The 21,082-nt window shown below is 59.9% G+C and carries 19 protein-coding genes; 12 read left to right on the top strand and 7 right to left on the bottom strand.

Annotated elements, in window-relative coordinates:
- Positions 1-22: 22 nt before the first annotated feature.
- The 4 genes from CENROD_RS05750 to CENROD_RS13890 form a co-directional block, all read right to left on the bottom strand.
- Positions 23-1,834, bottom strand: a complete 1,812-nt coding sequence (locus tag CENROD_RS05750; protein WP_022772456.1) for a site-specific DNA-methyltransferase — start codon at positions 1,832-1,834, stop codon at positions 23-25.
- Between the two features lie 7 nt (positions 1,835-1,841).
- A complete protein-coding gene (locus tag CENROD_RS12450; protein WP_022772452.1) occupies positions 1,842-2,576 on the bottom strand; it encodes a retron system putative HNH endonuclease in 735 nt (244 codons plus the stop codon).
- Between the two features lie 3 nt (positions 2,577-2,579).
- The gene (locus tag CENROD_RS05740; protein ID WP_022772448.1) at positions 2,580-3,875 is read right to left on the bottom strand and encodes an AAA family ATPase; all 1,296 of its coding nucleotides are present in this window, start codon (positions 3,873-3,875) and stop codon (positions 2,580-2,582) included.
- A gap of 218 nt (positions 3,876-4,093) precedes the next feature.
- A complete protein-coding gene (locus CENROD_RS13890; RefSeq protein ID WP_041193316.1) occupies positions 4,094-4,654 on the bottom strand; it encodes a winged helix-turn-helix transcriptional regulator in 561 nt (186 codons plus the stop codon).
- 118 nt (positions 4,655-4,772) lie between these two features.
- Between CENROD_RS13890 and CENROD_RS05730 the strand changes: the two genes are divergently transcribed.
- The 7 genes from CENROD_RS05730 (at position 4,773) to CENROD_RS05700 (ending at position 13,559) form a co-directional block, all read left to right on the top strand.
- Positions 4,773-5,216, top strand: a complete 444-nt coding sequence (locus tag CENROD_RS05730) for a helix-turn-helix domain-containing protein (protein ID WP_022772441.1) — start codon at positions 4,773-4,775, stop codon at positions 5,214-5,216.
- A gap of 74 nt (positions 5,217-5,290) precedes the next feature.
- Positions 5,291-5,794, top strand: coding sequence for a hypothetical protein (locus CENROD_RS13050; RefSeq protein ID WP_151194593.1), 504 nt, complete (start codon positions 5,291-5,293; stop codon positions 5,792-5,794).
- The gene (locus CENROD_RS05720; RefSeq protein ID WP_022772433.1) at positions 5,791-6,816 is read left to right on the top strand and encodes a GGDEF domain-containing response regulator; all 1,026 of its coding nucleotides are present in this window, start codon (positions 5,791-5,793) and stop codon (positions 6,814-6,816) included. Before CENROD_RS13050 ends, CENROD_RS05720 begins: the two co-directional genes overlap by 4 nt.
- Entirely contained in the window at positions 6,813-7,928 is a 1,116-nt protein-coding gene (locus CENROD_RS05715) for an ABC transporter substrate-binding protein (RefSeq protein ID WP_022772429.1), read from the top strand. Before CENROD_RS05720 ends, CENROD_RS05715 begins: the two co-directional genes overlap by 4 nt.
- The gene (locus tag CENROD_RS05710) at positions 7,925-12,067 is read left to right on the top strand and encodes a response regulator (protein ID WP_022772426.1); all 4,143 of its coding nucleotides are present in this window, start codon (positions 7,925-7,927) and stop codon (positions 12,065-12,067) included. Before CENROD_RS05715 ends, CENROD_RS05710 begins: the two co-directional genes overlap by 4 nt.
- Positions 12,068-12,072: 5 nt before the next feature.
- Entirely contained in the window at positions 12,073-12,960 is an 888-nt protein-coding gene (locus CENROD_RS05705; RefSeq protein ID WP_022772422.1) for a CheR family methyltransferase, read from the top strand.
- A 17-nt stretch (positions 12,961-12,977) separates the two neighbouring features.
- Positions 12,978-13,559, top strand: coding sequence for a chemotaxis protein CheB (locus CENROD_RS05700; RefSeq protein WP_022772419.1), 582 nt, complete (start codon positions 12,978-12,980; stop codon positions 13,557-13,559).
- A 329-nt stretch (positions 13,560-13,888) separates the two neighbouring features.
- Here the strand turns inward: CENROD_RS05700 and CENROD_RS05695 are convergent, their stop codons facing one another.
- Together CENROD_RS05695 and ribD are read right to left on the bottom strand one after the other, a co-directional pair.
- Entirely contained in the window at positions 13,889-16,132 is a 2,244-nt protein-coding gene (locus CENROD_RS05695) for an O-antigen ligase family protein (RefSeq protein WP_041193314.1), read from the bottom strand.
- A 24-nt stretch (positions 16,133-16,156) separates the two neighbouring features.
- The gene (gene ribD / locus CENROD_RS05690) at positions 16,157-17,272 is read right to left on the bottom strand and encodes a bifunctional diaminohydroxyphosphoribosylaminopyrimidine deaminase/5-amino-6-(5-phosphoribosylamino)uracil reductase RibD (protein WP_022772411.1); all 1,116 of its coding nucleotides are present in this window, start codon (positions 17,270-17,272) and stop codon (positions 16,157-16,159) included.
- Positions 17,273-17,592: 320 nt separating this feature from the next.
- Between ribD and CENROD_RS05685 the strand changes: the two genes are divergently transcribed.
- The 5 genes from CENROD_RS05685 to CENROD_RS05665 all read left to right on the top strand — a co-directional run bounded on the left by CENROD_RS05685 (position 17,593) and on the right by CENROD_RS05665 (position 20,286).
- A complete protein-coding gene (locus tag CENROD_RS05685; protein WP_022772407.1) occupies positions 17,593-17,991 on the top strand; it encodes a DUF2721 domain-containing protein in 399 nt (132 codons plus the stop codon).
- 262 nt (positions 17,992-18,253) lie between these two features.
- A complete protein-coding gene (gene rplM, locus CENROD_RS05680; protein WP_022772404.1) occupies positions 18,254-18,682 on the top strand; it encodes a 50S ribosomal protein L13 in 429 nt (142 codons plus the stop codon).
- Positions 18,683-18,691: 9 nt separating this feature from the next.
- Positions 18,692-19,084: a 30S ribosomal protein S9 gene (rpsI, locus tag CENROD_RS05675; RefSeq protein WP_022772401.1), complete on the top strand. Its 393-nt coding sequence runs from the start codon at positions 18,692-18,694 to the stop codon at positions 19,082-19,084.
- Positions 19,085-19,159: 75 nt separating this feature from the next.
- Positions 19,160-19,855, top strand: a complete 696-nt coding sequence (locus tag CENROD_RS05670; protein WP_022772398.1) for a DUF6776 family protein — start codon at positions 19,160-19,162, stop codon at positions 19,853-19,855.
- Positions 19,856-19,893: 38 nt separating this feature from the next.
- A complete protein-coding gene (locus tag CENROD_RS05665) occupies positions 19,894-20,286 on the top strand; it encodes a bactofilin family protein (protein ID WP_022772394.1) in 393 nt (130 codons plus the stop codon).
- A gap of 184 nt (positions 20,287-20,470) precedes the next feature.
- Here CENROD_RS05665 and CENROD_RS05660 read toward each other — a convergent pair whose 3' ends face one another.
- Entirely contained in the window at positions 20,471-21,031 is a 561-nt protein-coding gene (locus CENROD_RS05660) for a DapH/DapD/GlmU-related protein (RefSeq protein WP_022772390.1), read from the bottom strand.
- Positions 21,032-21,082: the final 51 nt, after the last annotated feature.

The raw sequence follows: 21,082 nt of genomic DNA, 5'->3' as shown, positions 1-21,082 counted from the left end.
GAGGCTATGGATTTCTGCGCCATCACGCATCCTCCCCGGCATCGCCAAACAGATCAGACGTGCCTGCGACCTTGCTTGCATTCCTTCCTCTCGCATCTCGGGAGTGTGCCGGTAAGAGGGGAGTTTCCGGTTCAGGAGCCGCCATCGGCAGGTTGGCCACATTCAGGCTGTAGTCGTCATGCCCCCACTCGCAACGGGCCAGCACCATCTTGGGAATCTTCTTCAGCGTCAGGTTGGGCCAGCGTTGTGAGGCTTGTTCCGCCGTCACGCCCCGAAAGGCAGCGCAGCACACCAGCAGCGTATTCCCTCCTCCCCCGTAGGCGTGGGAGGAGCCGGGTGAGAGGGCAACCTCGTCAGAAAGCGCCTGCAACTGGTCGGCAGACAGGTTTTGCGTGGTGACGAACAGAAAGTCGCGCTCGCTGGAATGGCCGTGCTGCCACCAGCGGGTTTCCGACGGAGCATAGGTAAAACCTTCCAGCTTGGCCAGCGCCTCGGCCAGCATTGCCGCGTTGTATTCCGGGTTGATGACCGGGTTGCCCCAACGGTCATTGACGATGAGCGTGGGCGCAAGTTTGTAATAGCGAAAGCCACCGCCGCCCTGCCAGTTCACGCTTTCGGTAATGCCGCCTTTGTCTGCACCGTCGATGACTTTTTTGAGGCGCGGGATGATGTGGGTATGGCAATGTTCGCCCAGCTCGACCATGATCCAGCGGCGCCCCATTTTGTGGGCGACAGCGCCGGTGGTGCCGGAGCCGGCGAAGGAGTCAAGGACAAGGTCGTTGGGGTTGGTGGAAATTTCCAGAATCCGCTTTAGGAGCCTTTCAGGCTTTGGAGTACTAAAAGTATCTTCAGCACCAAACAAGTGAATGACTTCCTTCTTGGCTTCTTGGTTGTGGCCGACTTCGGAGTTCGACCACCAAGTCCATGCACTTACACCCTCTGCATCACATAGATAGTTTTTGACCCTCGGTCGTGCTGCACCATCTTTGCCAAACCACATTCGACCTGCTGCAAGCAATTTCTTGAACTCTGGCTCGATGTTCGACCAGCAGCGGCCAGGAGGTGGTTCGAACTCAACCCCAGTTGGCGATATCAATTTGTACATCTGATTGGGACGCCAGCCTTGTGCGGTGAAGTCTGCCGAAGCCCATGGGCCTTTGGGATCGTTATCAGGGTTTTTGAAGTTTTTTGCTTGGTTTTCAGTTAGTGCCAGCTTGTTGAATTGCAGCTTTTGAATGGATGGCCCGTAGACAAGAATATGGTCGTGTGCTGCGCCGAGCTGTAACCTAGCCTCTGGCGAAGTGCGCTTTTGCCAAAGCACATTTGCAACGAAATTTGCTCGCCCAAACACCTCATCACACATTACTTTCAAATAATGCGCTTCATTGTCATCAATCGTGATCCACAGTGATCCATCTTCGGCCATCAGCCGACGAATAATCTCCAGCCGATCCCGCATCAATCCCAACCAGATGGAATGCTCCAACCCATCGTCGTAATGGGTAAACGCGCTGCCGGTGTTATAGGGTGGGTCAATAAACACACACTTCACCTTGCCCGAGAACTCCGCCTCCAGCGCTTTGAGCGCCAGCAGGTTGTCGCCAAAGATCAGGCGGTTGTCAAAAATATCTTCCCTCACCCCCGGCCCCTCTCCCGCAAGCGGGCGAGGGGGGCAAACCCCCATGACTCTTGGCTCCTTTTCCAGGGCGCGAGGGCAGTGACGGAATGGGGCGTGATAGGACTTGTCCGGGTCTTCGAGCAGGATGCGCGGCTCCAGCTTGGGGCGCTTTTCTTTCCCGATCCAGGTCAGTTCGAGTTTTTGTTTGCTGCTCATACGCGCACTAGAGTGATTGCCGACAGAAGTTCCATGCTTCCAGGTGTCTCTGAAAGAGGTCGGAAAATGGCGCAATGGTTTGACCTGTCGTACCAAAGCACCAGCCAAGAAGGCCATGATCATCGGCCTGAGTCAATTCATCAAAGAGAGCTGGTGCGTCGCTAACGCCGTTTGCCAAGGCTGCCCGAACAATGGCGGACAAGCGCTGGAAACTGGTCTGATACCCGGCCGCCACAGCCTCCCGCTGATCGAGCATCAGCACCTCGACCGTCTTGCTGCCTTTGGTCGACCATTCGTTTTGTTGTGGGTCAAAGCGAGCGGTCAGATTGCCGGTATCCGGGTCAAAGTCCAGATACTGCCACGGGTCTTCGGCGCAAGGGTCGATCAACAGAGGCTGCCCCTGATGCATCGGAAATTGACTCCCTGTGAGTCGGCCGCACTCGGTGCAACAAAGCAGCAGGTTAGGCCACTGGAAAGCATGTTGCGGATAAGGCATCTTGGGGCGGAAATGTTCAATATCCGATCCGTGCGAATCAACGCAATACATGCATCTTTCCCGTGTACCCATCATTTGCTGCAAAGTAGCGAGGACTGCTTTCAGACATTGGGTCTGGCGTGCTGATTTCCATTCTTTCTCGATGTCCAGCGTTCCCAGGCTGTACTTTTGGTTGGCCGACGATTGCCGCTTTTCGAGATAGGTCCATATCGGCTTGGGCAAGTCCGCACGTTGGAGTCGCCGCATGGCTCATATCTCCTCGCCGGTCGCTGCAAACAATTGAAGCTGATGGACTTTGCCTTGCTCTTCCTTGGTCAGCTTGCCGCCAGCCCGTTGCTTTGCCATGAGTTTGGCGTACTCCGCCCGGCCCGCCACAGCGCGTGGTGATCGGGTGTTTTGCATGCCAAAAGCGGCAGTGAGCAAAATGGTGTCCGGTCGCGATGCAATGACTTTTTTGTACTCGTCAGTGCTCAGTGCGCACGGCGTAGCCATGCTTCCGGGTTCGGGCAAGACGAACAAACCATTCTCGTCGGCTGCTTGGCAGATGATGGGGCTGTGGGTCGTGACAAGAAACTGAATGTTCGGGAAATGCTCCTTGAGCCAGAAGCCAATTTCGCGTTGCCACTCAGGATGCAAATGGGCATCGATTTCATCGATCATGACCACTCCGCTGCGAACGATTCGAAGCTTGCCATCTTCGCCCCGCTGGGCGAGACCGTCGAGACCATAGGCGTTGATGAGGTGGCGAAGGATGTCGGAGAGCAGAGCAAGGGCGGCGCGATAGCCGTCGCTCATGTCGCTCCAAGCCAGTTGCAGCCCGTTGCGATCCTTGAGCCAAAGTCCATCCGAATCTACCCGGTCAACGGTGATCTGGTTGGGCATCAGATCGTCGCGGAGTATTTCCAGCAGCAAGGTCAAGTGCTCACTTTCCGCGACTTTTCCTTCCAGCTTTTTGTGGCTCAGGTTGCGTAACCACTGATCCACTTCAAAAAGTGATGCGGCTTCCTGGAACATGGTGACAAAGCGCTCCGTTGTCGGGCTAACCATCAAGCGCGTGGCTTCTGGTGACGCGCCAAATACCCGACGGAAAGGCCCATAACCGCAAGAAAACCAACCGCGTGAATTCGCCGACCAAAGCCCTCTCTGCGCGAGCGAAGCCTTGCGTCCCAGGTCACTTGATAATTCAATGGATGTATCTTTTCCGGTGGATTGCAGTACAACTGTGGCCGGAAATTTTTTGTATGCAGTTTTCCTTTTCTCGGAGAATTCGTCCGCTTTGATCTCGGGCAGGATCATCAATTCGATCTTTGATTCCTGGTTTTCAGCACCTTCCCGTATCCATCGATGAAAGCTGGGTTGTAACGAGCGAGCAACATCACGGCCAGTGAGTGCGACCGCAATGGCTTTGAGGAGTGTGCTTTTCCCGGCGCCGTTGTCGCCGGTAAAAACAGTCCATCCTGCATATTGGGAATCTCCGCGACAAAGATCGAACTCCAAATGCTCAAAGCCCCGGATATTTTTCAATGTGATTTTGTCAATGTACATATATCTACTCCAGCGCTCGCATTATTCTGACAAGAATGGATAAAGGGTAGTGTAAAAAATTCATCTCGATAGATAAGGTTCCCATGGATAGAGTCCCTGCAAGAAGACTGTTCAAGAGCCTGCAAGTCGCGTGCAATGCACTGGCGGCGACGATGGCATCTACCAGCCGGTTTGCTAGAACCAGCCGATGCAACGGTCTTCAAGTTGTTGTTCGATCCTCATGGCAGTACTTCCCAATGCCCCGTCTTGTCTGATCCGATGCGGCGCAATGCGTGTTTTTTGAGCTTACCTACCCGACGTTCTATGGTGCGCAACGATTTGCCCATGCTGCGAGCCAGCTCGGGCAGTGTGATGGCCGGGTTTTGGCGAATCAGCGTCAGTATTTGTTGATCCACCGTGTCCAGACCGTCATTTACCCTGCCATTTACCCCGTCAGGTTCGGGGGAAGTCGACACCCAAGTCATCTTCAGCACCGTGTGCTCGTGAGGCTCGTAACGCTCCAGCAATCGCATGTCATGTCCCAGGTCTTTCCAGCCATGGAGGATGCGCGACATGCCCGACCCGGCCCGTTCCCCCAAGCCAATCATCAGAAACATTTGCTGCATGGTGCGGTTGCGGCAATCACTCACGCCGCCCATCGTGTTGGCCATGGCGCTGTAGGTGGGCCAGAAGTCTTCCGGCAATGCGCTTTGGCCATCACGGCCTTGGGCCAGCTTGCATTCGAGGGACACAGATTCGCGTAGCAGAGCGAGGTCATCAAGGGATTGCAAGGTCATCATCCGAGGTTCCGCAATGGGACTGTAGTTTTGGGCGGAACGGGCCCCTAGTACATCAACACATAAATAACGAAACATAATTAAAATTCCCATATCGCCAACGGCATCCATGGGAGTTGTCATGCGCCAGACAGAGTTGCACTTGAGCGAGGAAGCTCGTTCAATCGTCGATGGAATTCGAGCCAAGGGAGTGCATCGGTCGCGAGAGGTCAACCGAGCACACATTCTGTCGTGCCTGGACCGAGGCATCCCAGAATCGCAGATTCTGGATGTGCTGGGAGTTGGACGCACCGCCGTGTGGCGTACTCGAGCGGCGTACCTGCAAGGCGGTGTGGATCTGGCGCTTTTCGATCTCGAGCGCTGTGGTCGCCCGCGCCAGTACGATACGGATGCACAAGCGCGGGTCACAGCGCTGGCGTGTTCGACACCTCCGGCGGGTCGGCAGCGCTGGACCATGCTCGAATTGGAGCGAGTCGCCCGCCAGGAACCTGGCCTGCAAGGTGTCAGCAGAGAAACGGTGCGGCGCATGCTAAAAAAAACGACATCAAACCCTGGTGCCGGTTGATGTGGTGTATCGGTGTCTTGAGCGAAGAGTACCGACAACGCATGTACGCACTGCTTGACTTGTACGCACGACCGATGTCTGTTGCCCAGCCGGTGATCTGTATTGATGAGAAGAGCCTGCAACTCATCGCTGACAGCCGCAAGCGCTTGCCCATGGCACCGAAAAGTCCAGTCAAGCAGGATTACGAATACGTGCGAAATGGCACGACCAACCTGTTTGTGGCTGTTGATCCCAAGGCCGGAAAATTGGCATCCTCGCTCGCCAGTGTTTGGATCGACGCATCCCCAATCGCAATGCCTTGCAAACCGAAGTCGATGCCTGGCAACAAGCGCGAAACGCACAGCAACGCACCATCGAGTGGAATTTCACTCGACAAGATGCAGCTCGCAAGCTCGGACATCATTATGTTTCATAACTTACGTGTTGCTGTACTAGTAGTAGTGGTGGTGAGGGTCTTGGAACACCACTTTGCATCGCACCCCCAACCTACCGGAGGCATAGTCATTCACGATACAGTTCCCGGCTCTACGCGACCGCAGGATGTCGCCGGTCTTCTCCCCTTCTCTACGCACCCATGACCCATTCCGCGTCCTGCAACGACGACCCCCATGTGCTGATGGTCGATGACCGTGAAGAAAACCTGATCGCACTGGAAGCGCTGCTGTCCGACGTCGATGCCACACTGCACCAGGCCCGTTCTGGCAATGAAGCGCTTGCGAGCATGCTCAAACATCGGTACGCACTCGTACTGCTGGACGTGCAGATGCCCGGGATGGACGGATACGAGGTGGCCGATCTGATGCAGCTCAACCCCACCACGCGCGGCACGCCGATCATCTTCGTCACAGCCATCAACAAGGACGAGCCTCATCAGTGCAAGGGCTACAAGTCCGGCGCAGTGGATTTCCTCTTCAAGCCGATCAACCCCTTCATCCTCCAATGTAAGGTTCGCGTGTTCCTCGACCTGTGGCGCCAGCGCGAGGAAATCGAACTGGCAATGCGACAGTTGGAGGCCGCCAACCGCAAGATTCTGGAGCAACAAGAGGAGTTGCACAAGCTGGCGATCCACGACCACCTGACCGGCCTGTACCAGCGCCGCTGGTTCGACGAAATGATCGACAAGACACTGGCTACCGCGCAACGCACTGGCGAACCGGTTGCCATTGCCCTGCTCGACCTCGACCATTTCAAAACCATCAACGATACCGCTGGTCACGAGGCTGGCGACGATGTGCTGGTGTCCGTTGCGCAATCGCTCGAACACTCGATTCGCGCCATGGATACGGTGTTTCGCTACGGTGGGGAGGAATTCGCGCTGATCATGCCCCAGGCCCGTCTCGCGCTTGCGCAGAACGTGTGCGAGCGCGTGCGTCAGGCAGTCGCCTGTTCCAGCGTCCCCACCTCGAAGGGCACGTTGCGCCTCACGGTCAGCATCGGCGTCGTGTGCTCGAACGAGTTCGAGGAACCGACACCCAGGGAAATGATGCGCACAGCGGATATGCGGCTCTATGAGGCAAAGAGCGCGGGACGCAATCGCGTCGTCCCCGTCGTCCCCGTCGTTCCGTTTGACGTGGACACGACCACTGGAACATCGGCATGAAGCATCGGATCGCCCCCCTCCGGCGCTGGCTGGGACCCATCCTGCTGTGGCTCGCTGCGGCCCATGCCACACCTGCGATGGCGCAACGGCAACGCATCGAGCTTGTCGGCATTCCCCTTGCAGACCACTACGCCGCGATCGTCGCTTACGAGAAATACCGCGGCCAGATGCAGCACGCCGATTTCCGTCTCAAGATTCTGTCCGGCCCCGACTTGGTGCGCGCCTATTTCCTTTCCGAACCCGAGGCCGACGCTGCAATGACCGTGGCACCGATGGTGATGGACATGTTTGCCAAAAAGCCGGACTTCCGCTGGGTGAGTCTGGTACACCGCGACGGCAATGCGCTGGTGATCAACGAGGCGCTCGGTCGTTACGTGCAAATGCCTCCCGACAAGGCCGCACGGATGCCTGACGCACGGGTCGCCGATGGCCTGCGCGCATGGAAGCGCGGCAACGGGCAGCCGATCATCGCCGTCCCCTCGCCGCTCTCCACGCACGCCACGGTGCTCTACAAGTACCTCAAGGACAACCACATGACGCTCGGCTTGCGCCACGGCGACCCGGTGGATGTCTTGCTGCGTATCGTCAAGCCGCCGGCGTCCACCGCCTTTCTCAAGCAGGAAACGGCGCGCAACCAGCCGGCAGCTTTCGAGCAATCGCTGCCATGGCCGGAGATTGCGGAGACCAGCGGCTTCGGACATGTCGCCTGGTATTCCAAGGACGTGATGAAGTATCCCAAGGGGCACGTCGAATGCGTCCTGATCGCCAAGAACAGCGTGATCGCCGACAAACGCGACGCGCTGCAAGAGGTGATCACGGCCATCCATCGCGCCGGTCTCGACATCGAAATAGCCAGAAAGCAGGGCGGCAAGGCGCTGGATGACATCGTCACCATGGTGCAGCGCCACATCCCGGCGCACACACGCGATGCCATCATCGCCAGCATGGAACTCAGCAAGATCAACTACCTGAACCTCAATGTCGATCTCAACAGCAAGGAGAGCTTCCGCCAGATCATGGACCTTGCGTACGAAGCCGGCTTCATACACAGCAAGATCGACATCAATGCGCTGGCCGACGACAGCTTCTCCACGGAGATCACGAAACAATGAGGGTTTCCCCTTCGCCAGCGCCCGCCACGACCCGCCCGTGGATGGGCATGGGCATCCGCAGCCGACTCGGTGTCAGTCTCACACTCTGGTTTCTGGTAGTCGCCCTCGTACCGCTGCTGGGCGTGACGCTGTTCGGCCTCCAAAAGGCGCGTGAGAACCTGCGTTCCGCCGCTGTGCAAACGGTCATCGCGCAGGCACGCATCGAAGCCGGTGCCATGCAAACCTACAGCCAGCAAATTCTCTCGACCTTGTTGCGGGAAGCGCGGCGGGACCGCAACCTTGCTTTTATGGCGGCCTTGGATGCCGACTTTCAGGCCAGTGGGCTGCCCGCGTCAAGCTACGTCGGCAGCTTCCGGCACGCGCAGCTCATCGACCAATATGCGTCCCACCTGCAAGACTTGCGTTTGGTCGAAGGTTTTTACGACACGCTGTTCGTCGATCCGGCAGGCAATATCTTGTACACGCTGGCCGTCGAGGCCAATCTTGGCGCCAATCTGTTCTCCGGCAGTGCGGCCGGATCGCGCCTAGCGAACGCGGTGCGCAAAGCCCTCGACAACGGTCGTCCCATCTTCTCCGATTTGGAAATCTACGCGCCCAGCAACAATGCGGTGAGCGGTTTCATGGCGGCACCGATGATCGACGCGACGGGCCAAAAAATCGGCGTATTCGTTCTGCAGATCACCTCCCGCAATCTGCTCAATGCCTTGAACGCCATCAACCACGATCGCCAACTCCGCAGCGTCAACTACCTGATCGGGAGCGACCTCCAACTGCGCTCGCACGGTCCCGGCGCAGACACCCACACAGACACCTCTTTTCTCGGCAAGACCATCGACACCGAACTGACGCGGTTATGGCACCAGCAATTGGTCCCAACGGCCAATGCACAGTCCCCTCTGCGCAATGGGGACATTCTCACCTTGCTGTGCAAAGGCCCACTGGGCAATGAAGTGGTCGGCGCGATCCATACCCTGAAGCTGCCGGAAGTCACCTGGGCCATCGTCGTTGAAGTCGATGCCGACACCGCCTTCGCCACAGCCAGCCATTTCCAGTGGCTGGCCATAGGACTGCTTGGACTGACGATCCTGGTCGTCACCCTGGCCACGATCCCGATTACCCGCAACATCGTTCGTCCCATTCTTGCGCTTACCGACGGCGTGAAACGCGTGCGTACCGGCTATCTCGATTCGCCTATCGTCCTCGATGTCCACAACGAACTCGGCCAGTTGGCCGAGGGGTTCAACGCCATGGTCGGCGAGTTGCGCGAAGCCCATGAACAGGATGCCGCGCACGATTGGTTGCAACAGTCTATGGGCCGCCTCAATGACGCTATGCGCGGCGACTTGGCGCTGCCCGTGCTGGCGCGCGCCATCGTCGACAGCCTGTGCGATACGCTGGGCGTAGCCGCCGGTGCCTTCTACGTCGTCCGCAACGCACGCATCAAACTGTTTGGCGCATACGCCGGCGTTGGCGCGCAGGCCACGCCCCCAGAGTTTTGCCTGGGTGAAGGTTTCGTCGGCCAGGCTGCGCTGGATCGCAAAACCCGGATCATCAATGATCTGCCCGATGATTATTTTCATCTGTGCTCGGGCCTGGGCAATACGCAACCGCGCCACCTGGCTATCGTCCCACTGAGTTGGAACGGCGAAGTGCTGGCGCTGCTGGAATTCGCCATGCTGCACCCCTTGCGTCCGCTCGATATGAAGTTGCTCGCGGAAGTCGATGTCCGCATTGCCGTCACCGTGCAATCAGCGCTGGCTCGCGAGCAGACGGAACGGCTGCTGTACCAAACCCAGGCGCAAGCCGAGGAACTTCAGACACGCGAAGAGGAGCTGCGCGACAGCAACCGCCTGCTTGCACAGCAGGCCAATGACTTGCGCCTTTCCGAAGAGGGTTTGCTGCGTAGCCAGACGGAACTCGAGGAAAAGAACGAGCAATTGCGGGTGCAACAGGAGGAACTGCGCGTCGCCAACGAAGAGCTTGCCCAACGGGCCGATGAATTGGAACGCGCCACGCACGAGATCGAACGGCGGTCCGCAGCAGTCGCCCAGGCCAGCCGCTACAAGTCGGAATTCCTCGCCAATATGTCGCACGAGTTGCGCACGCCGCTCAATAGCGTGCTGATCCTTGCACGCCTGCTGGGCGAAAACAAGCACGGCAACCTCGACGCGCAACAGATCAAGTACGCGCAGACCATCCATGACTCAGGCAGCGACCTGCTCGAACTCATCAACGACATCCTCGATCTGTCCAAGATCGAAGCTGGCCGGATGGAAGTGCATACCGAAACGATGCGGCTGGACGGATTCGTAGCCGACATCGAACGCAAATTCCTGCCGCTAGCGCAGGCCAAAGGCATTGCCTTCCGCATCGAGACTGCCGAGGCACCGGAAAAATGGCAGAGTGATGCCCAGAAGCTGACGCAGATCGTTCGCAACCTGCTGTCCAATGCCATCAAATTCACGGATACCGGCGGCAGCGTCGAGCTACGCATTGGGCAGCCACCGCCAGACCTGCGGCCCTTCAGCGCCGTACTGGCCCATGCCGACCACGCCGGTATCCTGGACTTTGCGGTGATCGACACCGGCATTGGCATTCCCCTTACCAAGCGGCAGTCGATTTTCGAAGCCTTTCAGCAGGCCGACGGCACCACCAGCCGCAAATATGGCGGCACCGGCCTGGGACTGACCATCTCGCGCGAACTGGCGCAATTGCTCGGCGGCGAAATTCGACTGGAAAGCCAGGAAGGGCAAGGCAGCCAATTCCATCTGCTGGTTCCGCGAAACCACCAGCCGGTGGTAGGGGTGACTGCGCCTCCAGTCACCGCGCAAACCGGACGGTCCGCCGCCGCAACGGCAACCGCGCCTCATGCAGTGCATACCGTGCCACCAGCGTCCATGGCCGCGTCGGCTACATCCCATGCAGCGCCAGAATTGCATGACGACCGCCAGGAGCTGAAGCCGGGTGATCGCGCCATTCTGATCGTCGAAGACGATATCCGTTTTGCCGAAATTCTTGCCGATACCGCCCACGACCGTGGATTCAAAGTGCTGCTGGCCACGGATGGCGAAACGGGTCTGTATCTGGCCGACTACCACCAACCCAGCGGAATCATTCTCGATATCGGCCTGCCTGGAATCTCGGGACTGAAAGTCATGGAACGGCTCAAGGAAAGCAGCCGCACACGCCACATTCCCGTACACATCATGTCGGCAGCCGACCGGCAAATCGACGTACTGAACAATGGTGCCGTCGGTTTCCTCGTCAAACCCGTCGAGATCGAAGCCATGCATACGGCATTCGCCCGCATCGAACACATCATCGACCGTCCGGTGAAGCGGTTGCTGCTGGTGGAGGATGATCCGACCCAACAGGAAATCGTTCGTGAGATGCTTGGCGGCGGCGACCTGGAGATCGTCACCACTGCCAAGGGCACCAAGGCGCGCGAACTCCTTGCCGCCGAGGAATTCGACTGCATGGTGCTCGACCTCGGGTTGGACGACATGAACGGCATCGAACTGATCGACTCACTCGGCCCGACGCTCCAAGCAAGCAAGCTGCCCGTAGTAATCTATACCGGCCGGGAACTGGAGCCGAGGGAACGCCACCTGCTGCGACAGTATGCGCGCAGCGTGATCATCAAGGACGCCCATTCGCCCGCACGGCTGCTGGATGACACCGCGCTCTTCCTGCATCGCGTGGAAAGCAATTTGCCCACCGAGAAGCAGCGGATGCTGCGGATGCTGCACGATGGCGAAACGCTGTTCAAGGGTCGCAAAGTGCTGCTGGTCGACGATGACATGCGCAATGTCTTCGCCCTCTCCGCAGCCCTGCAGGAGCAGGATATGCAAGTGATCCCCGCCGCCAACGGCATCGAAGCGCTCAAGCTGCTGGACGAGCACCCGGATGTCTCGCTGGTGCTGATGGACATCATGATGCCGGAGATGGATGGGTACGAAGCCATGCGACGCATCCGTGCGCAGGATCGTTTCGCCTCGCTGCCGATCATCGCGTTGACCGCCAAAGCCATGAAAGGCGACCGCAGCAAGTGCATCGAAGCCGGGGCCAGCGACTATCTCGCGAAGCCTGTCGACAGCGCCAAGCTGATCTCGATGATGCGGGTCTGGCTGTACCGCTGACGGCCATGGACAACAGCCACGACAGCCACGATAGACCCGACGGCTCCAATGATCCGGCTCCCCCCGGCGAAGAGGGGGAAGTCGAACGGTTAGAGATCGAACTGCTGTTCGAGGCGATTCTCCGGCGCTATGGCCGGGACTTCCGCAACTATGCCTACGACTCGGCCCGCCGCCGCGTTCTGCACCGGCTGCAAATCGAACGGCTGCCATCGCTGGGCGCGATGCAACACAGTGCCCTGCACGATCGTCGGCTGGCCGATCGCCTGATGAGCGACATGTCCATCAACGTCACCGAGATGTTCCGTGACCCGGTCTTTTTCCACACACTGCGTGAGGACGTGCTGCCGGTGCTGCGCGAGGAAGATCACATCAAGATTTGGCATGCTGGCTGCGCCAGCGGCGAAGAGGTGTATTCAATGGCCATTCTGCTCATGGAGGCCGGCCTTTACGAACGCGCCAAACTCTACGCCACCGACTTCAACCCGGCCATACTCGAACAAGCCCGCAACGGCATCTTCCCGCTCGAATCGATGCGGCGCAATGTGCAGAACTACCAGGCTGCCGGCGGCGAACGCGACTTTTCAGACTACTACCATGCCCGCTACGGCGGTGCCGCCATGGAGGCCCACCTCAAGCGCAACCTGGTCTTCTCACACCACGACTTGGCACGCGACGAGCCTTTTGGCGAAATGCAAGCGATCATTTGCCGCAACGTACTCATTTACTTCAACCAGTCGCTGAAAAACCGGGCGCTGCAACTGTTTCTCGACAGCCTTGCGCCAAGCGGCTTCCTCTGCCTAGGCTCGCACGAAGGCTTGTATTTCTCCGCGCTGGCGCAGCACTTCACGATCGTGTCTGCCGAACATCGCATCTACCGCAAGCGCCCCGCGTGAACCCATCGCCCAGCCCCATGAGACCCATTTCCAGGCTGATCGTCGTTGGCGCATCACAAGGGGGCTTCGATGCCCTGCGCACCATGCTGGCACCGCTGCCGGTCGATTTTGCCGCGCCCATTCTTGTTGCACGGCACCAGCATCCGGGCAGCGACGCATACGTACTGACTGCGCTGGCGCGCGAATGCCGATTGCCGGTCGACTTCGCCGGGGACGGCGAATTGCCTCAACGAGGCCATGTGCATCTGGCACCGCCGGACCGTCATCTGCTGATCGACGAGGACGGGCGCATGCGTTTGTCGGACGGGCCGAAAGTCAAACATTCTCGCCCCGCCATCGACCCCCTGTTCACAACCGCCGCCGCCTACTACGGCCCGGCGTTGCTGGCGGTACTACTGACCGGCGGCAACGACGATGGCAGCGACGGTCTGTGTGCAGTGCAAGCAGCGCACGGCGAAATTCTGATTCAAGACCCCGACAGCGCCGAAGCGCCGGAGATGCCCCGCGCTGCATTGGCCTGCGTGACACCGGACCACACCGTCTGGCTCGACCAGATCGGCCCTCTGCTATGGAGTCGCACGAAGAACCAATTTCGGTAGGCAGGCGAGCCGAAGCAGTGTGCGTGGCGTCGGAGCGCAGGAACCGGAATGTACGCAAGGTACAGGAGGATGCCGAGCACCAATCCGTTCCAGCTCCGCCTGGAAGCGATGCCGGTCACCCGCCAGTTCCGCAAGGGGGCTGGCGTTGTTGTTTGTTGTTGCAATAGCTGCGGCAATTGCGTCTTCTCTCGCCTAGCCAGACACAAAAATCCATCCATGTCATCTTGTCATCCTTTTGACGGAACGGGCTACTAGTAACAGACCATTCGCCGGAGAAGAGTTTGGGGAGGAGGGTTGCGCGGGCGGGCAGTGAGGGCAGCAAGGCACACCTACTCCACCGGCCGGTACGCCTTGGGAATGTGTTCCTGTAGCAGCCACCGCGTCATCGGCGGGGAAAGCGCCAGGGCGGTTGCAAAGGCTTTGCGGGCGCGGTCGGGGTCGTGTTTGGCCAGGTACAGGTGCCCCAGGCGCAGCCAGCCGTCCATGGCGCGTTGCGGCCAGGCGCGGATGCCAGCGTGCATGGCCAGGATTGCCAGATCAAGGTCATGGCTGCGCCCCAGCACGTAGGCCTCTTGCACAAGGTTTTGGTCTATGACGCCGCTAACCAGCAGCGCACGTGCGCGCCGCATCGCTGGGCCGATTTGGCCTTCCCGGTGCAGCAGGGTGACGTGCAGCGCTTGCAGCGCCGGGGAATGCGGGTTGACGTGCAGCGCCAGTGCATAGTGGCGGTACGCCCCCGGAATGTCCCCGGCGGCGAGATGGCCACGCGCGGCATTCACCCGCAGCGAGACGACGTAGGGGCGCGACGCGAGCACGGATTCCCACACCCACGTCGCGTGCGCCCAGTCCCCCCACCGGGCCATGGCATCTGCGGCGATGACGCTGAGCTTGCGGTAGTGCGGGTGGATGGCGATGCCCTCACGCAGCCAGCCGACGACGGCCTGCTTCTCGGCATCCCACCGGGGGTCTTGGGCCGTGCGGGTAGCGGCGATGCCCAGCGCAGTTTTGCCCGCACGCACCAGCCACCATTCGCAACGCACGGCTTGGGTGCTGATGGCGATGGCCATGCCGATGCATACGGCCATCGCGCACAGCATGGCGACGGCATGGTGACGTTGTATCGTCCATGGGCGCGGGCGGAACCAGGGGGGGATGACGGCGTTGGAAGCCCGATCCGCCGCGCTCAGCACCGCCAGCCCCAAGGCGAATAGCGCCCCCGTCGCGGCCATCCGCCACGGAAACCCCCCTTGGCTGACCCATAGCAGCGCAGCCACGCTGGCCAAGGCGCAAGTGCGGATGAGCGCATCGGCTTGCATGGTGGTGGGCAATTCGGCTTGCGTGGCGTCATGCATCGTGGCGTGCATCTCTGCTGGCGTGTCGGCGGGTATGGCTACGCCAGCGTTCCGTTCGCGCCAAATCTGGAATGCAGTGCGCGCCAGATATGCCAGCAGCAGCACCAAAAAGCCCCAGCCCACCAAGCCATATTCGGCTACGAGCTGCAAGGGTTCGTGGTGCGCGTAGTAGTCCAGCTCGGTGGAGAGGTCGTCGTCCTGATAGCGGGGAACGTGGACTTCCCACGCACCCGCGCCGACTCCCGCTAAGGGGTGGTCGGCAATCATCCGCAGCGTGGCCATCCACATCCGGGATCGGATTGAGATCGACCCTTCCGTGTATTCCTGTGGCTGGGTTAGCGAAGCCACGCGCTGGGTGCTGCGGTGCAGCGCATCGATGCGGCCATATTCCTGGATCAAGGTCGTGTTGTTCGTGGGGATGCTCCCCAGCCCTGCGATGACCAGGCCCAGGGTGGCGACCAGCGCGACGACATGGCCCCGGCTCCAGCCTTGCGATACCACCTCCCGCCGCAGCATCCATAGCGCAGTGGGCAGTACGACGGCCAGCCCGGCCAGTGCGGTCAGGGCAGAGCGTGTACCCGTCATCAGCAGCGCGACGACGACCCACGCCAGCGAGGCAGAGAGCACGAACACCGTGGATTTGTCCCGCACCCTTGCCAGCAGCAGGACGGAATAGGGCAGCGCGCACACCAGGTATTCCGCAAGGAAATTGCGGTTGATGAACGTCGAAGCCGGATTCGGCCCCTGGGGAAAAAACGACCACCCGAACCAGAACTGCCAGCTTGCCCACAGCGATGCCACCACCGCGCCCAGGTGTACGCCCCACGCCAGCAGCGTGACATGGCGAACGGAAAACAGTTGTGTCCCCAGCAGGACGATCGAGCCAAAGAGGAACCATCGCACCGCCTCGACCCCAGCAAGGTAGGTATGCGACCACGCCATGCTCCCCAGCGCGTAGGCCATCAGTCCGAATGGCAGGACGGCGAGAGGGGGTAGGGCAAGGGGAGGCAGGGCGTCGTGAGGCAAGGCATGGGGAAGCCATGCATCCTGTGGCCCGTTGCGGTACGCCCAGAGAAACCCCCCGCAAGCCGCCAGGGTGCCTGCGGCGACGACGATCGACTTGAGCGTGTCCTGCAACAGTTCTTCGTACGGAACGCCCACAGCAGGGGCGAGCGCTGCCATCGCGCACAGCAGAAAGAGGGGGATGCGTGATGGGGTCATGAGGGGTGCGCCGTCTGCGCGTTGTCAAAACAGCTCACGCCCCCGAACCCTGGCGACGATGCGTAGATCGACCCCCACGCGCTCGATGTCCTGGAATTCGAGCGCGATGGCTTCGCCCAAATCGTGCAAGGGGCCGAAGTGGGCGAGGTCGCGGCCTTGGCCGAGCAGCTTGGGGGCGAGGTACAGCACCATCTCGTCGACCAGCCCGGCTTGCCAGAGCGCGCCGCAGAGCCGCGCCCCCGCTTCCACGTGCAATTCGTTGACTTCTCTTTGGGCCAGATCGCCGAGCATTCCCGCTAGATCGACCTGGCCTTGCGGATTCGGCATCTGGACGATGGTGACCCCACATTCCTGCAATGCGGCGCTGCGTTGTGCGTCGTGCGATGCGGTGTACACCAAGCGCAGGCGCGCCGTGCGGAACACGGCTGCATCGGGCGGCGTGCGTAGCGTGCTGTCGGCAATGACGATCGCGGGTTGCCGGGGGGTGTCGATCCAACGCACATCGAGCAGGGGGTCGTCGGCCAGCACGGTGCCCACGCCGGTCAGCACCGCGCAGGATCGCGCACGCCATGCGTGGCCGTCGGTGCGCGCCGGGGCGGAGGTGATCCACCGGCTCTGCCCATCGGGCAACGCCGTTTTGCCGTCGAGCGACGCGGCGCACTTCATCCGCACCCACGGTCTGCCCCGCAGCATCCGGCTGAAAAACCCCAGATTCAGCTCACGGCACGCCTGGGCCAGCGCGTCTTCGGGGGGGAGGACATCGACCGTGACCCCGGCATTGCGCAGGGCTGCGAAGCCCTGCCCACGCACCAGGGGGTTCGGGTCTTGCTGGGTGGCGACGACACGGCGAATCCCCGCAGCAATCAGCGCATTGCAACAAGGGGGGGTGCGCCCGGTGTGCGAACAAGGTTCGAGCGTGACGTAGGCCGTGGCACCATGAACATCGTGCCCCCTGGTCGCGGCATCGCGCAAGGCCATGATTTCCGCATGGGGTTCGCCTGCGCGCTGCGTGTGCCCTTGCCCCAGTACGCACCCGTGGGGGTCGGTCAGGACGCATCCAACGCGGGGGTTCGGTGCGGTGAGAACCAGCCCGTTGTGGGCCAGTTGGAGTGCTTGTTCGAGAAAAGGGCGGTCATGCATGGGGGGCTTGCAGCAAAACGGGGTGGGGCCTTGCGGAGTGAGGCATTGTCTTGCGTGGCAGAACCTCGGCAAACAGGCATGGATGCTGATTCGCCCCGGCTGGGCAAGTAGCCTATAGAGAGACCGCGCCAATATGCCTTCTCGCTGGCAACGTTTTTCGCTGTATTCCCCATGTGCATACACTGGAGTCATGCGTCATTTGCACGTCATTCGCATGTCATTCGCATCATTGCGGCGCACAAGACGGTAGCAAGCGAGTGCTACTGTTACCCTGGAAAGTGAACTATGCGCAACAAATACTACTTTATTGGAAAATAGCTATGACACTCGGAACTCCAGCGCTTCTTTTTGGTTCTATTGCGTTGATCATGTTGGCTTATACCAACAGATTCTTTGTGTTGGCAAAGTTGATACGTGATATGCATTCCGAAAAATCACAGGATCATCGTGAATTGAATAGGAAGCAAATTCCCAGTCTTCGCCTACGAATAAAGCTTGTCCAGGGAATGCAGGCGCTGGGTGTATTGAGTTTTTTGATCTGCACATGTTCGATGTTTTGTATATTCATCAACATGATCCATGTTGGGGAGATTTTATTTGGCGTGAGTGTTTTGGCGTTGATGTTATCCTTGCTATGCTCTTTGTGGGAAGTGTTGATTTCCACCAAAGCATTGAATGTCGTTTTGAACGATTTTGCAGACAATAATCGCATTCCTTAAAAGTGCGAGCAGATATTGCCTTTGAGAATGCCGCGCAATGTGGTCGTGCGCACCGGGCGGTGGTGTGGAAAGGAGGGTGCGTTCCTGATTTTGCAGCGGGATCTGCGTTCCTATAATGCTCAGTTCCGTTGCGCCTTAGGGGCTGCGCGGCGGGGTCGCAAGGGGTGCGCAAAGATGTACCTGGTGCGGCGATTCGGAGGTTTCCGTCAGAGAGATTCCCGAATAGTCCTGTTTTCTCTTTCTTTTTCAACGAAGTCCATCCATGTCCACATTCAGTGCCAAGCCTGCAGAGGTCGTGCATGAGTGGTATGTGCTCGACGCCACAGACCAGGTACTCGGGCGGGTAGCCAGCGAAGTTGCCCGTCGCCTGCGCGGAAAGCACAAACCCACGTACACCCCTCACGTCGACACCGGCGACTACATCGTCGTCATCAATGCGGCCAAGCTCCGCGTCACCGGTACCAAGGCCCTTGACAAGGTCTACTACCGCCATACCGGGTACCCAGGGGGGATCCGGGCCATCAACTTCCGCGACATGCAGGCCAAGCATCCTGGCCGCGCCTTGGAAAAGGCCGTCAAAGGGATGTTGCCCAAGGGGCCGCTGGGGTACGCCATGATCAAAAAACTCAAGGTGTATGCCGGGGATAGTCATCCCCACACGGCGCAGCAACCCAAGACATTGGTGATCTAGGAGCACGGCATGATCAAGGATTGGAATCACGGTACCGGGCGTCGCAAATCGAGCGTCGCACGGGTTTTTCTGAAAAAAGGCTCTGGCAGCATTCAGGTCAATGACAAGCCCATCGACCAGTTTTTTGGCCGGGCGACGTCGATCATGGTGTGCAAGCAGCCATTGGTGTTGACGCACAACCTCGACAACTTCGACATCGTCGTGAACGTTGCCGGCGGAGGGGAATCTGGGCAGGCGGGGGCGATTCGCCACGGCATCACCCGTGCGCTGATCGAATATGACGAGACCCTCAAGCCCGCGCTGAGCCAGGCAGGCTTCGTGACCCGAGACGCCCGCATCGTCGAGCGCAAGAAGGTCGGTCTGCACGGCGCACGCCGACGCAAGCAGTTCAGCAAGCGCTGATCGCTGTTTGCACAGGCCCCGCGTTCCTGCCACAGGGTGGGTGCCGGGGCTTTTTTTTGTCCGGGTTTTTTTGTCATGTTTTGGCGCACTGTTCCCCGTCGATATCCTCCCCGTGCAGTACAGGTGTCGGTGTGCGCTGCGTGGGCGCCGCCGTGGCGGTGGGCCGCGCTGCTGCTCGCTGCGGCGGTGTTGGCTGCCACGCTGTGGGGGCTGGGCTGGGGCGATGCCACGATGCAGCAGTTGCGGCAGGAGCGCGATGCGCTGCGCGAGCGTGTCACGCAACTGGAGCAGTCCTTGCATACCGTGCAAGCAGCGGCGGATGCCGCACGCACGCTGCAAGCCACGCAACGCGCGGCGCAAGAACAATGGTTGGCCGTACACCGGGCCATCGAAGCCGAAAACCACCGCCTGCGCGAAGACTTGGCGTTTTTCGAGCGGCTGATTCCGGCTTCCGGCGCGCCAGGCTTGTCGATACGCGGGCTGCAAGCGCAGAAGCTGGCCAGCGGGGAATGGTCATGGCAAGTGCTGGTGATGCAGTCGGCCAAAAATCCTTCCCCCACGCGGGTGCAACTGGCGCTCACCTTTTCGGGACGTGCGCACGGAAAACCGTGGTCTGCAGGGCTGGCTAGCGGCCTGGTGCCGTTGGAAGTGGTGCAATACGTGCGTCGGCAGGGTGTGTTCCGCCCGCCGGCGAATGCGGTCTTGCAGCAGGTGACGGCCCGCGTATACCTCGATGGCGTGGTGCGCGCCGAGCGAACCATCCCACTGTAATTCCTCCTTTTTTGCCTCTCCCTTGGCTGGAGTCGTCGATGTTCGGACACAAGCAACCCACCATCAAAAGCCTGATTTCGCCGGGCTGCGCCATTGAAGGCAACGTGGTTTTTCAGGATGGGCTGCGCCTCGATGGCGAGCTGCGCGGAAACGTCCTTGGGCGGCCTGGTAGCGCGAGCATCCTCGTCGTGTCCGAATCGGCGACGGTGCATGGCGAAATCGAGGCCGACCACGTCATCGTCAACGGCGCCGTGCATGGCCCGGTGCGTGCGCGGGTCATGCTCGAACTCCAACCCAAGGCCCGTGTGCTGGGCGATGTGACGTACCAGGCGCTGGAAATGCACCAGGGCGCCCTGGTCAACGGCCGCCTGTGCCCGATGCAGGACGCTGCGGCTTCCGTCGTTCCCGCTGCGCCGCAGGTGTCTGACTGAAACTCTTCAACCCAGATAGTCCATGAGGCGCACCTTTGGTGCTGTTTGCGTACAGGCGGCGCCCTGACGGCCATTTTTGCCCTTCTTCGTTGTTCATAGCTCAAGCTATGAACGCCTCAGTCAGGCCAAAACTGCCTCGCCACTGCATCCACCTGCCCTGCAAACCCTCATGGACTATCTGGGTTCAAAACTCGTTGTGTAGCGCCTTGTAGCCTTTGATCAGGTCAATATTGGTCTGTGCCACGTCTTCGGAGAACTCCGCAGCGGAAAAACAGACTTTGGGCAGGGCGCTGAGGTCGGTTTTGGGCCCCAGGCGTTCGGTAGAGCCTACGGCAAAGCCCGGCGGCAGGTTGCACCCATCGATGACGACGTTGTGGCGCACCACGCACCCGTCGCCCACCGTGCAGTGGAAAAGCACGCTGTTGAACCCGATGAACACGCGGTTGCCGATGATGCAAGGGCCATGGATGATCGATCTGTGCGCGATCGAGGTATAGCTCCCGATGGTGACTGCGGCGCCGGATTTGGAGTGGATGACTACCCCGTCTTGGATGTTGGAGTGCGAACCAATGCGGATCGGCTCCATATCGCCCTGCGCGTTAACTTCGTCGGCACGGATCACCGCATAGGGGCCGACGAAGACATGTTCTTCGATCACGACCTTGCCGCAGATGATGGCGGTGCTATCGATATAGGCGGATTCGGCAATGACGGGCAGGTGCCCGCTGGGGTTTCTGCGGATCATGGGGGGGGGCCTTGTGGCGATGGGGGAGACGATTGTGGTGCAGCCCTTACG

The organism is Candidatus Symbiobacter mobilis CR (assembly GCF_000477435.1).
GTDB classification, from domain to species: domain Bacteria; phylum Pseudomonadota; class Gammaproteobacteria; order Burkholderiales; family Burkholderiaceae_C; genus Rhodoferax; species Rhodoferax mobilis.
Note: the sequence above shows the minus strand (reverse complement) of the source record. Positions and strands in the feature narration are given on the sequence as shown.